Source organism: Pseudomonas sp. Pse79, assembly GCF_024519615.1.
GTDB classification, from domain to species: Bacteria; Pseudomonadota; Gammaproteobacteria; order Pseudomonadales; family Pseudomonadaceae; genus Aquipseudomonas; species Aquipseudomonas veronii.
Genome location: NZ_JALJRR010000005.1, coordinates 112,197 through 124,290 on the forward strand (window position 1 = coordinate 112,197; position 12,094 = coordinate 124,290).

Here is a 12,094-nt window from a genome sequence, read left to right on the forward strand (position 1 = left end):
CGGTAACGACTCAACCGAAAGGATGATCCAGTGAAAGGTATTTTTCTCGCCCTCGGGCTACTTGTTACCTCTTTCTCTTCGATGGGAGCCGATATGTCAAACGGTGCAGACAACTTCTACAAAAGCGACAAAGTGACGGTGGAAAAGGTCACCTTCAACAATCAATACGGAATGAAAGTCGCGGGCAACTTGTTCACCCCGAAAGACCTCGACCCGAAAACGAAAAACGCCGCCATCATCGTTGGCCACCCCATGGGCGCGGTAAAGGAGCAAAGCGCAAACCTCTACGCCACCAAAATGGCCGAGCAGGGATTTGTCACGCTGTCGCTGGACTTGTCCTTCTGGGGCGAAAGTGCGGGCACACCTCGCCAAGCGGTCTCGCCTGATATCTATGCCGAAGACTTCAGTGCCGCCGTGGACTTTCTCGGCACTCAACCCATTGTTGATCGCGAGCTTATTGGCGTCATTGGCATCTGTGGCAGTGGCAGCTTCGCCATCAGCGCGGCCAAGATTGATCCGCGCCTCAAGGCGATCGCCACCGTCAGCATGTACGACATGGGCGCAGCCAATCGTAACGGCCTCAAGCATGGCGTAACGTCGGAACAACGTCAGCAGATCATTCGCGAAGCGGCGCAGCAGCGTGATATAGAGTTTCAGGGTGGTCAAATCCGTTATACCAGCGGCACGCCGCTGAAGCTGACCGGTAACGCCGTGGGTGACGAGTTCTACGATTTCTACCGCACCCCGCGTGGCGAGGTTACGCCTGCCGGCGCATCGGCGCAGACCACCACCATGCCTACACTGACCAGCAACGTGAAGTTCATGAACTTCTATCCGTTTAACGACATAGATTCGATCTCCCCTCGCCCACTGCTGTTCATTGCTGGTGCCAAGGCACACTCGCTCGAGTTCAGTGAAGACGCCTACAAACGCGCTGCCGAACCCAAAGAACTGCTGATCATTCCAGATGCCGGACATGTGGATCTTTACGACCGGGTCAACCTCATTCCATTCGCTAAGTTGACTTCGTTCTTCAAAAGCAACCTGAAGTAAATGGCCGGTGCCCCTGGCCGGGCACCGGTTCTCTCGCGCGGCCTCATTTACGGGGCCGCAACGCTTCGCGCATGACAGGATTCAATCAATGAGCAACCACTCCCTCCACGCCCCCCGGAAAGCTGAACAATCGTGGGGCGCGGTATTAGCCATGTCGCTTGCAGCCTTCGTGCTGGTGGCATCGGAATTCATGCCCGTCAGCCTGCTGACGCCGATTGCCGCCGACTTGCATATCACCGAGGGGCAAGCGGGCCAGGGCATTTCTGTCTCTGGGCTGTTTGCGCTGTTCGCCAGCCTTCTGATCGCTTCGGTGGCGGCGCGGGTCGACCGCAAACCTCTGCTGTTGTCACTGACTGTGCTGATGATCATTTCGGGAACAGTGGTCGCTTTCGCGCCGAATTACTGGGTGTTCATGATCGGTCGCGCGTTGATCGGGGTAGCGATAGGCGGCTTCTGGTCGCTGTCGGCCGCAACCGCCATGCGCCTGGTGCCTGAAGACCAGATCACTCGCGCCATGGCAATCGTCAACGGCGGCAACGCTCTGGCAACAGTGATTGCAGCGCCGCTGGGCAGTTTCCTTGGCGCGTTGATCGGCTGGCGCGGTGCATTTTTGTGCGTTATTCCGGTCGCGGTGATCGCCTCTGCCTGGCTTCTATTTAGCCTTCCGGCGATGAAGTCACAAAGTGGTTCGGGCACTGGGAATGTCTTCAAGTTGATGAAAAGCCTACCGGTCGCGTTAGGCATGGTGGCGGTCAGTGTCTTTTTCATGGGGCAGTTTATGCTGTTTACCTACCTGCGCCCGTTCCTTGAAACGGTCACGCACGTCAGTGTTTCCACGCTATCGCTGATGTTGCTCGTCTTGGGTCTGGCTGGGCTCGCGGGAACCTTCCTGATTGAAGCCTTCTTGAAAAATGGCCTGCATCGCACCCTCATCGTCATTCCGATATTGATGGCGGTGATCGCACTGGCGCTCGTTTCATTCGGCAGTTCGGCGGCCACCACCACTGTCTTGTTGGGTCTCTGGGGACTGGTTGCAACGGCAGCTCCAGTGGGATGGTGGACATGGCTGGCCAGAACATTGCCAGAGGCTGCTGAAGCGGGAGGCGGCTTAATGGTGGCGATCATTCAACTGGCCATTGCCTCGGGTGCAACCGTTGGCGGGCTGGTGTTTGACTTGAGCGGCTATCGCGCAACCTTCGAGTTGAGCGCCGCATTGCTGGGCGTGGCGGCTGTGCTTGCCTTCCTGGCTGCACGCTCTGCCACGCGGGAGCCGGTTGCATCGGTGAACATCGCATAAAAAACACAAGACACGCCAAGGCGTCTTTTATCGCGAACAGCGTTTTGTGTCATGAAGGAGGCGGCCAAGAGGATGAGTGCTACGACTGCCGGGAGAAAACCTTTGGGTTTGCGAACACCCAGGTGTGCTAGGGCGGAGAGCAGCAGATGATAAAACATGCCGACATAAGCCAGATCACTGAGCGCCACGTTAAAGCACCAGAGAATCGTGGCAGGACCCAGTACTTTGACCACGATCATCAAAGGCACAAGGTGGGAGGCTGAATAGCCCAACTCCGCTTGTGCGTTTGCGATTAGCGGTATCACACAACACATGCTGACGGCGCAACTCCGAGAGCTTGAAAACGATGGCCGGATCTCGCGAACAGTCTTCGCGGAAGTACCACCGCGCGTCGAATATGAGATGACAGCCAAGGCGAGTGCGCTCGGGCCGACGATGGCGGCACTCGCCACCTGGTGGAGCGAGTACGGGAAAAGCGTCCCCGTAAATCCAAATCCACGTGGCCGAAAAGCTAACAGCACCCGCAAAGGTGATGGGGCGGTTTAAACCTGAGCGATTCACTGCAGCCGAGGTGATGTGCGACGTGCCTCCTGCGCCTTGAAAGCCAGCTGATTCAGAACCTCCAACGCTTACTCAAAAGTCAGTTAGCTATCTAGTCAATTTGCGTAATCGAATTCCAAGCAGCTTTCGCGAGAAAGTCCTGATACTGCTTCGGGCTTTTTTCGACCCTCCCGGAAAGCCAGGCACGCGAATAGCTTTCTGTCGCGCCGATGATGAGTGACGGTAAGAGTTCTACAGGAAGATGACTGAACTGTTCCTTGCGGCCCTCGACACTCATCCAGTCCAGCAACTGCCTGTTGCGTTGTTTATTGCGTTCAAGCAATTCACCGTTGAAAGGCCCACTTGAGACGGCGTAGCGACTTTGGAAAACAAAGCGAGCCCAGTCCGGTTGCTCATCGACCCATTCAGCGTAGCTATAGATCAGAGCCGCTACACCCGCTTGAGCCGTCTGTGCTTTTTGCAAATAGCTATCTCGGAGCGCTGCCTGATCTTCTAGCGCAGCGAAAAAAAGAGCGGCCACCAGTCCCTCTTTACTGCCGAAGTGATGATAGATAGCGCCTACGCTCGTTTCGCATTGAGCCCGAATGGTTTCGATGTTTGTGGCTTCGATGCCTACCTCGTTAAAGCAGGCAAGTGCTCGGCGCAGGATTGTGCGCTTGAGCTCGCTACGCCTTCCCGGATAGATACGCTCGATCAGATCAGTTGAATGCATGAGGGGAAACGCCAAATGAAGCGGAGTCTATAGGGTGAACGCACCGTAAAGAAAGCTTGGCTTGACAGCCTCCAGAAATACAGAACATTATTCCGCTACAGAATATTATTCTGCAACCAACCGCGAGGGTATCTCATGAGTCAAGCTCTAAGTATGTTCAATAGCGTAGGCCCCGCCGCGTTCAGCAATATGGCCTGCCAAATGGCACCTTACTTCAGCACGATCGCCCCTGAGATTTCAGAGCTCAGCCCAGGCCATGCAGTCGTTAACGTGCCGTTTCGCAAGGAAATCACCAACCATCTGGCATCTGTGCACGCGATAGCCCTGTGCAACGCAGCCGAGCTCGCGGGCGGAATGATGACTGACGCTTCGATTCCTTCAGGCGCCAAATGGATTCCGAAAGGCATGACCGTTGAATATCTCGCGAAAGCAAAATCGAGCATTCGAGCTGTAGCTGATGGCAGCGGTATTGACTGGAAAACCGGCGGCGACAAGTTCGTTCCGGTTGATATCTTCGACGAGGGTGGCGTGAAAGTTTTCACTGCCAGAATCACGATGAATGTGAAAATCGCTTAGGCCTTTTCTATAGGCTCGGCGTTATGCCGAGCCAAATCGCTCCCGCTGCGAGCATGAAAAATGCGTCATGATTTCAACAATTAACTGTCCCGGTAGAGTTTGAAAAGCGCTGCACGGCGAGCTTGGGGAGTGTCTAGAAAACCCGGAGCGATTCAAACTGCAATGCCCTTATCAAGGTCTGCTGACTAAAACATAGTCGATGAATGCACGAAGTTTGGGCAGCACATTTCGCCGACTGGGATAATAAAGCGCCAATCCGGGAAAGGTCACCGAGAAGCTTTCGAGTAAGACTTCAAGTGTTCCAGCGTGGATATGGCGCGCAACGAGAGATCGCGGAAGCATGAACAATCCGACCCCTCGCTCCGCGGCGTGAATACAAGCGGCCACATCATCCAGTATCAACGGACCACGGACGCGCACTACGTGTCTTTCGCCCGAGACGCTGAATGTCCAGCTGTCCAGCACAATACCCGCCTGCCGATAGGTGATGCACGGCAGGCCCAAGATATCATCAGGTAGCAGAGGCCGCGCATAGCGCGCGATCAGGGACGGTGAGCCGACAACAATGCTGGGTTCCTCAGCGGTCAGAGGTACCGCAACCATATCAGCGTGTACATATGAACGCGGTCGTACTCCGGCATCGCAACCTTCATCAATGATGTCCACCAGGTGATCATCACCGACAAATTCAAGCTGTATTCCCGGGTTCGCGCTAAGGAACCCAGGCACGAAGCGTTCTGTCAGCATAGGAACACTTGGCCTGGGAACACTGATTCGAAGCAGCCCGGTTACAGACTCACCGAAGTTACGCGCGGACTCAATTCCCAGAAGTACCTGCTGAGCAGCAGGCCGCACTTGAAGCAGCAGTCTTGCTCCAGCCTCAGTCAGTCCGACGCTTCTGGTAGTTCGTGCCAGCAGTGGCACTCCCACTCGCTGTTCGAATGTGCGTATCGCCTGACTAACAGCTGATGGCGTAATGCCAAGGCGGCGCGCAGCCGCCCGGAAGCCGCGCGCCTCGGCGACCGCCAAGAACACGAGAACCCCATCTAACTCACCGCGTCCGATTGTGTAGTTCATCTAAACAGTATGAGTAGGTGGCAGTGGATTATCAACCACGGCATTCAAGGGGAAAATAATGTATCAACCCCCTAGAAAGGACTGCTTCATGAATGCTGAAACCAAACAAAACCGCGCCTATCACCTCGAAAAATTTGGCGGGCTCGATGGCCTTGTCAACGGTGCCATAGCGATTCCGACTCCGGCCTCAGGCGAAGTCGTCGTCCGCGTACGCGCCTCCTCGTTGAATTTCCGAGACATCCTCATTCTGCAAGGACACTACACAGCGCCCGTACCATCGGGCACCATCCCTCTTTCCGATGGTGCAGGTGAGGTGATCGCCGTTGGCGAGGGAGTGACTCGCTTCGTCACTGGGGATCGAGTCGTGAACTCATTCTTCCCTGAATGGATTGACGGGCCGTTCACCGGAAAGTATTCCCAGTATTCATATGATGTCGACGGCTGGCTGGCAGATTACCGCGTCACATCAGAAAACGCTCTGGCCCACATTCCTGGCAGTCTGAGCTTTGAAGAGGCCGCTACCCTACCTTGTGCTGCGGTCACTGCGTGGTCTGCGGTCAAAGGAGTAAGCGCAGGCGACACGGTACTGACACAGGGAACGGGAGGCGTCTCGTTGTTCGCCATCCAGTTTGCAAAAGCGCTGGGCGCGCGCGTCATTGCCACGACATCCAGCGATGAGAAGTCCGAACAGCTCAAGCTGTTGGGCGTAGCCAACATCATCAACTACAAAACCCATCCCGCATGGTCGCAGCAGGTCCGGGCGCTTACCAACGGCAATGGCGTCAATCGCATCGTTGAGGTGGGTGGCTCAGGCACTTTCCAGGAGTCGGTCAAAGCCATTGCGGTGGGTGGCCAGGTTTCGATGGTTGGGGTACTCGCGGGCTTGGAAGGCAGCGTCGACTTCATGTCCATGTTCATGAGCCAGGCGCGATACCAGCCTATCGCCCTGGGCAATCGACAAGATCTGGAAGATTTGATCGCAGGCATCGCCGCACATGGAATCAGCCCTGTAATCGACAGTCGTTTTGAGTTTGGGGACGCCAAGCGGGCGTATGAAAAACTCATGACACGTGACGTCTTTGGCAAGGTCGTTATCAGCCACTGATGTGATGACCCAGTCAACGATAGCTAACGGGACAGATCATGACTGCTTATGTAATCTTCATCCGAGAGAAAACGCTCGATCAGCATGAGCTTGATATCTATGCACAAAAAGCCACCATTGCTCTTGCCGGCCTGCAGTCCACGATGCTTTCAGCCTATCAACGGATTGAGGCGTTTGAAGGGGAATTACCAGAAGGCGTTGTACTTTTCTCCTTCCCGACATTCGACGAAGCCAAGGCCTGGTATCACGGCGACGCGTATCAGTCCATCGTTGGACACAGGCTCAAGGGTGCAGTCTATCGAGGGTTTGTCGTAGACGGAGTAAGTTAGAACGCCTACCGAGGATATCCAGAACCCTGTGTCGGCCGTCGAAGGACACTTACCTAGGCTTACTAATCAGGAAATGAAGCGCGCAGGGGAACCTGCGAGCTTTTTCGCTAGGTCATGTGGCAGTCCCGGTCACCTGATCGCCCATCACCACACGTCGGGACACTCGGCAAAATGGTGATGGGTTATGCGTCAGACAGACTCAGACGACGACGCAATTGGGGAGCAGTAAGGTGCGCTCGCCAACACGGCCCACCCTGCTGAAAAGGCAGGACCGAGGCCAAATTGCCCGTCTCGACCGGATCGCAACCCGTGTCGCTGACCAGTCCAACAGCGATCGGCATGCCGATCCGAGTACCCGACGTCTCCAGCACATTCGCATCGACACAGTAGCGCCATTCAGAGTGTTCTCACTGATGCGCTTGCTCAGGTCGCTTCGATGCGCAAATAAGTAGCGCTGCGCGGGGACAACCTGGTCCAACAAATGGCGCACTATCTCCAGCGCCTGCACCGACAGTGGCACGATATAAGGCGGTACGTTTTGGATCTGCTTACCTGGCTTGCACATCGCTAGCTGGAGTTGTTTCACCACTTCCGCCGGTATGATCCACAAGCGCTTCTCCAAATCGAACTGGTCGGGTGTCGCCAGCCGCAACTCGCCCGTGCGGACACCGGTCAGCAGCAACAACCGAAGGCCAAGCCGAGTTTGGTTGGCGCCATCGTAGTTTCGAAGAGCAGCCATCAAGGCCGGGAACTCCTCCATACGGAGAAATGGATTGTGAGTAACAGGAGGTTTGCGAAGTGCAACCACATCCAGGCCTGAAGCCGGATTGTGTTCTAGCCCCTCGATTTTTACCAACGCATAGCGGAACAATTGATTAAACCAGGTCCGACACTTTTCAGCTGTCGATAAGGCCTTGCGCTGTTCGATCCTGCTCAGCAAATCCAGCAGATCGCGACGATTGATGTCGTAGATAGACCATCCACCCAGTATGGGCAGGACGTTTTTATTGAAGATTCTCAAGATTTGCGAGAGCGTGCTCTGGCGCCCCTCCTTCAGGCTCAGCCTGCGGAACTCCACCCATTGATTGAACACGGCCTCGAAGGCCTGCTCTGCCGCAAAACGAACAGCACGACGCTGCTGTTTACGGTGCTCATAGGGATTGATGCCGTGGGCGACCAAGGCGCGCGCCTCATCACGTCGCGCACGGGCTTCTTTGAGGCTGATTTGCGGATAACTACCGAGAGACATACGCTTCTGCACGCCCGCCCAGCAGTATTGAAACGCCAGATTTTCCCGCCGCGGGCCGTCACGTTGAGCGCAAGCCCATCCGTGTCGCCTATCGTGTAGTCATTGCCGGTGATTCAGGCTTGCCGAACGGTCGTAATTTCGCGTAATTAGAAAACACAAGGAATCCCCTATGAGCAGTAAAACTATCTTCGTCCAACCCGGTGGCGGTTATGAAAAGGTTGTGGTTGGCAGTAGCGAAGTACGGGCCGCAGCGCGCGGCGAAATCACAGTGCGCCTTCACGCCAACTCGCTCAACTACCACGACTTCGCGGTGGTCAGCGGTATGTGGGGGCCTAGTGAAAAACGCATCCCCATGGCCGACGGCGCAGGTGAAGTCATTGCTGTCGGCGAAGATGTCACTGAATTCAAGGTGGGTGACTCGGTCGTTAGTACATTCTTCCCTGAGTGGATCAATGGTGCGCCACTGGTTGAGGGTTTTGTTAGCGTGCCAGGTGATGGCATTGACGGCTACGCTCGTGAGCAAGTGACGGCCAAAGCCACATCGTTCACTCTCGCGCCTATCGGATACAGCCATGCTGAAGCGTCCACGCTCACCACTGCCGGCCTTACTGCGTGGCGCGCCCTGATGGCCGATGACTCACTCAAGCCGGGCGACACCGTGCTCGTCCAAGGCACTGGCGGCGTTTCAATTTTCGCTCTGCAGTTCGCTAAATTGGCCGGCGCTACCGTCATTGCTACCTCTTCAAGCGACGAAAAACTTGAACGTCTGAAAGGACTAGGCGCTGATCATGTGATCAATTACCGCAAAGACCTTAACTGGGGTGAAACTGCACGCGCTCTAACGGGTGGCCGTGGTGTTGATCACATCATAGAAGTCGGCGGCCCCGCGACTCTCGAGCAATCGATGGTTGCAACTCGGGTTGCTGGTCACATCTCCATCATCGGGATACTGAGTGGCGTAAGCGGTGCAATGAATTTTGTACCCGCACTGATCAAGCAAGTACGTCTGCAGGGTGTATTGGTGGGCAGCCGCAGCCAGCAGCAAGACATGATCCGAGCCATCAATGCTAATGGTATGCGTCCGATTATTGATCGTCATTTCCCTTTGAACGAGATTGTCGAAGCGTTCAAGTATCAGGAAACCAACAAGCATTTCGGCAAAATTTGTCTGGATATCTAAGCGCGCATAACTGTGCATGAGAAGACCTTAAGGTTCGCCATGTGATTAGCTCTTCACGGCTTGCAAGGTTCGTCATTCAGACCTCAATGTTGGAAAAACCCACCCACAATAGTTGCCTCTCACTGTTCATGACGGCGTATGCGACCTCTGCAACCGTCTTGTCTTGAAAGCAATGCGCTAACCGGACTTTCTCCTGAGTGCGGCAGATGTCAAAACCACCTAGAGAGGCTTCAGGGTGGAGCGTAGTGATTGATCGGTAGGATTGCATGCCGACTTGCATAGGCCGGCCACCACCCTTTTACGAAATCGAGCACCTTGTATAACTTTTTGCAAGGTGTCTAGAGAATCCTGGGCGATTCATTTTTCTAGCTGTCGCCATTCTGACACGTATCGTCGAAATCATTAAAAGCTTGTGATGGCACCGAGCCATCACTGTGCTATATTCATCCAATCATCCATATCAATATTGATTATACCTCCCCCCCTTCTCAGATGACCGCGCCAGTTTTCATCGGTCACGGCTGATTACCAAAGGAACGCTATGAACTCTTGGCTCGCGAATATCAGCGTCATGCTCAAGCTGGCCTTGGGCTTTGCTGTTGTACTCCTTCTAACCGCCATCCTTGCCGCGACCAGCTGGTTCAGCTTGGGAAAAATGATTGACCGTAGTAATCGAATGGCCGGCATCACCGAACTCGGCAACCGTCTTGATCATCTACGGAGGGCCCGTTTTCAGTATCAGGTGGACAAGGGTGACGAGCAACAAGGTGCATTGATCCAGGATGCGCTGGAACTGTTTGTCGCCAAGCAAAAAAGCCTCGCAAAAGAACTGCAGCTACCTGAAAACTTGCAAAGTCTTGCGCTGATCAACCAAGCCACCTCTCAGTATCAAATGGCAATTAATACGATGCGCGAGGCCTATCGCAATAGTGCGGCCACCCGTAAGGAAATGGCCACCAATGCGGTCAAAGGCGCCGCGCTGATTGCCAAGCTCATCAATGACGTAGAAGCAATGCCAGTCTCTGATCAGCGCCGTTATGAGTTATACAAAGTCATCCTCAAGGCCAAAGAGGATGTCGCGCTGGTGCGTTATGAAGTTCGTGGCTACACCGGCAATCCCAACAGCACTACGGAACAAGCCGCCGCCCGCCAGCTTGATAGTGCGCTCAAGGGCATTGAAACCCTCAACAACACCTTTGGTGCCGCCTATGCCGATCCTATCAGGCAACTGGAAACCGCTCTGATGGCTTACCGCCGCTCAGTGCAGGATTTTACAGCCAGTAATGGGGCTATCGACCACTCCGTGCAGGACACTGTCAATTTCGGAGAGGCCATCACCCGTCTGACTGATGAAATGTATGCCAGACAGCTGGCCGCCCTTGAAACAGATAGTGCTCAGGCCCGCACGCTGCAGTTGAGTTGCACTGCTTTGGCAATGTTATTGGGGCTTCTTGCAGCTCTGATAATCACCCGCCAGATTACCCGCCCATTGCAGGAGACTCTGGCTGTGGTCGATTGCATTGCAGCGGGCGATCTCACGCAAAACATGGTCGTGACCCGTAGAGACGAACTGGGTGTGCTGCAACAAGGTATTCAGCGCATGGGTAGTACCTTGCGCGATCTGATCGGTGGTATCCGCGATGGAGTCACCCAGATCGCCAGTGCAGCAGAAGAGCTTTCAGCTGTCACTGAGCAGACCAGCGCTGGGGTCAATAGCCAGAAAACCGAGACCGACCAAGTGGCTACTGCGATGCACGAAATGTCGGCCACTGTGCATGAAGTTGCGCGGAATGCGGAACAAGCTTCCGTTGCCGCATCAGAGGCCGATGCTCAGGCGCGCGCTGGTGACAAAGTAGTCGCGGAAGCCATCGCCCAGATTGAGCGTTTGTCCAGCGAAGTCGGGCGTTCAGCGGAAGCTATGAATAAGCTTGAACAAGAAAGTGGGCGCATCGTCAAGATCATGGACGTGATCAAGGCGGTGGCTGAGCAAACTAATTTATTGGCCCTTAACGCGGCCATTGAGGCTGCTCGCGCAGGTGAGGCAGGGCGCGGTTTTGCAGTGGTCGCTGACGAAGTACGAGGACTGGCTCAGCGTACTCAGCAGTCCACTGAGGAAATAGAAAGCTTGGTGGCAGGCTTGCAAGGTGGAACACGTCAGGTGTCCAGTATTATGCAGAGCAGCCGCGAACTAACCGATAGCACTGTGGCGTTGGCAGGTAAAGCAGGCGCATCTTTAGCTAGCATCACTCAGACGGTTTCTGGGATTCAAGCCATGAACCAACAGATTGCTGCCGCCGCAGTACAACAAAGTTCGGTGGCGGAGGAAATAAGCCGCAGCATTTTGAGTGTACGCGACGTGTCTGAGCAGACCGCCTCAGCTAGTGAGGAGACAGCGGCCTCCAGTATCGAACTCGCGCGCTTGGGGGTACAGTTACAGCAACTTGTCAGTCACTTCAAAGTTTGACCGATGTGAATCGCCACGGACTCTCTAGACACTTTGCAAGCTCATTGGACTGCCCCCAGCAACGTAGACATCTCCAGCCTATGCTCGATTTTTACCAACGCATAGGGGAACAATTGATTTAACCAGGCCCGACACTTTTCAGCTGTCGTTAAGGCCTTGCGCTGTTCGATCCTGCTCAGCAAATCCAGCAGATCGTGACGATTGATATCGTAGATAGACCGCCCGCCCAGTGTGGGCAGCACGTCTTTGTTGAAGATTCTCAAGATTTGCGAGAGCGTGCTCTGGCGCCCTTCCTTCAGGCTTAGCCTGCGGAACTCCACCCATTGATTGAACACGGCCTCGAAGGCCTGCTCTGCCGTAAAACGAACAGCACGACGCTGCTGTTTACGGTGCTCATAGGGATTGATGCCTTGGGCGACCAAGGCGCGCGCCTCATCACGTCGCGCACGGGCTTCTTTGAGGCTGATTTGCGGATAACTACCGAGAGACAT

General features: G+C 54.9%; 9 protein-coding genes and 4 pseudogenes. 9 read left to right on the forward strand and 4 right to left on the reverse strand.

From position 1 onward, the window contains the following. Positions 1–30 precede the first annotated feature (30 nt). The 3 genes and pseudogenes from NR164_RS08815 to NR164_RS08825 form a co-directional block, all read left to right on the forward strand. Positions 31–1,053 (forward strand): alpha/beta hydrolase, encoded by a 1,023-nt coding sequence (locus tag NR164_RS08815; protein ID WP_046383993.1) that lies wholly within the window; start codon positions 31–33, stop codon positions 1,051–1,053. 88 nt (positions 1,054–1,141) lie between these two features. Next, the gene (locus tag NR164_RS08820) at positions 1,142–2,350 is read left to right on the forward strand and encodes an MFS transporter (protein WP_256822633.1); all 1,209 of its coding nucleotides are present in this window, start codon (positions 1,142–1,144) and stop codon (positions 2,348–2,350) included. 288 nt (positions 2,351–2,638) lie between these two features. Beyond that, positions 2,639–2,896 (forward strand): annotated as a pseudogene (locus NR164_RS08825) (winged helix-turn-helix transcriptional regulator); the annotation flags it as partial. 106 nt (positions 2,897–3,002) lie between these two features. On the opposite strand, the gene NR164_RS08830 reads toward NR164_RS08825, so the two are convergent. Further along, positions 3,003–3,623: a TetR/AcrR family transcriptional regulator gene (locus NR164_RS08830; protein ID WP_046383995.1), complete on the reverse strand. Its 621-nt coding sequence runs from the start codon at positions 3,621–3,623 to the stop codon at positions 3,003–3,005. 135 nt (positions 3,624–3,758) lie between these two features. Between NR164_RS08830 and NR164_RS08835 the strand changes: the two genes are divergently transcribed. Next, positions 3,759–4,199 (forward strand): hotdog fold domain-containing protein, encoded by a 441-nt coding sequence (locus NR164_RS08835; RefSeq protein WP_057005557.1) that lies wholly within the window; start codon positions 3,759–3,761, stop codon positions 4,197–4,199. A gap of 171 nt (positions 4,200–4,370) precedes the next feature. Here the strand turns inward: NR164_RS08835 and NR164_RS08840 are convergent, their stop codons facing one another. After that, on the reverse strand, positions 4,371–5,276 hold the full coding sequence (locus NR164_RS08840) for a LysR family transcriptional regulator (protein WP_079443481.1): 906 nt from the start codon (positions 5,274–5,276) through the stop codon (positions 4,371–4,373). 88 nt (positions 5,277–5,364) lie between these two features. On the opposite strand from NR164_RS08840, the gene NR164_RS08845 reads away from it, so the two are divergent. Both NR164_RS08845 and NR164_RS08850 read left to right on the forward strand, forming a co-directional pair. Then, on the forward strand, positions 5,365–6,381 hold the full coding sequence (locus tag NR164_RS08845) for an NAD(P)-dependent alcohol dehydrogenase (protein ID WP_256822634.1): 1,017 nt from the start codon (positions 5,365–5,367) through the stop codon (positions 6,379–6,381). Between the two features lie 38 nt (positions 6,382–6,419). Then, a complete protein-coding gene (locus NR164_RS08850) occupies positions 6,420–6,710 on the forward strand; it encodes a DUF1330 domain-containing protein (protein WP_046383998.1) in 291 nt (96 codons plus the stop codon). A gap of 378 nt (positions 6,711–7,088) precedes the next feature. Here the strand turns inward: NR164_RS08850 and NR164_RS08855 are convergent. Next, a pseudogene (locus NR164_RS08855) lies at positions 7,089–8,072 on the reverse strand (tyrosine-type recombinase/integrase); the annotation flags it as partial. Positions 8,073–8,128: 56 nt separating this feature from the next. On the opposite strand from NR164_RS08855, the gene NR164_RS08860 reads away from it, so the two are divergent. From NR164_RS08860 to NR164_RS30515, 3 genes and pseudogenes are all read left to right on the forward strand, one after another. Further along, a complete protein-coding gene (locus NR164_RS08860) occupies positions 8,129–9,139 on the forward strand; it encodes an NAD(P)-dependent alcohol dehydrogenase (protein ID WP_046383999.1) in 1,011 nt (336 codons plus the stop codon). Positions 9,140–9,710: 571 nt separating this feature from the next. Beyond that, positions 9,711–10,748: pseudogene (locus tag NR164_RS30510) on the forward strand (methyl-accepting chemotaxis protein); the annotation flags it as partial. Between the two features lie 141 nt (positions 10,749–10,889). Further along, entirely contained in the window at positions 10,890–11,603 is a 714-nt protein-coding gene (locus tag NR164_RS30515) for a methyl-accepting chemotaxis protein (RefSeq protein WP_371928146.1), read from the forward strand. A gap of 83 nt (positions 11,604–11,686) precedes the next feature. Here NR164_RS30515 and NR164_RS08870 read toward each other — a convergent pair. After that, positions 11,687–12,094, reverse strand: a pseudogene (locus NR164_RS08870) (tyrosine-type recombinase/integrase); the annotation flags it as partial.

Coding starts and splice junctions, on each gene's coding strand:
- NR164_RS08820 (WP_256822633.1), top strand. CDS start 1,142: ATGAGCAACCACTCCCTCCACGCCCCCCGGAAAGCTGAACAATCGTGG.
- NR164_RS08830 (WP_046383995.1), bottom strand. CDS start 3,623: ATGCATTCAACTGATCTGATCGAGCGTATCTATCCGGGAAGGCGTAGC.
- NR164_RS08835 (WP_057005557.1), top strand. CDS start 3,759: ATGAGTCAAGCTCTAAGTATGTTCAATAGCGTAGGCCCCGCCGCGTTC.
- NR164_RS08840 (WP_079443481.1), bottom strand. CDS start 5,276: ATGAACTACACAATCGGACGCGGTGAGTTAGATGGGGTTCTCGTGTTC.
- NR164_RS08845 (WP_256822634.1), top strand. CDS start 5,365: ATGAATGCTGAAACCAAACAAAACCGCGCCTATCACCTCGAAAAATTT.
- NR164_RS08850 (WP_046383998.1), top strand. CDS start 6,420: ATGACTGCTTATGTAATCTTCATCCGAGAGAAAACGCTCGATCAGCAT.
- NR164_RS08860 (WP_046383999.1), top strand. CDS start 8,129: ATGAGCAGTAAAACTATCTTCGTCCAACCCGGTGGCGGTTATGAAAAG.
- NR164_RS30515 (WP_371928146.1), top strand. CDS start 10,890: ATGCACGAAATGTCGGCCACTGTGCATGAAGTTGCGCGGAATGCGGAA.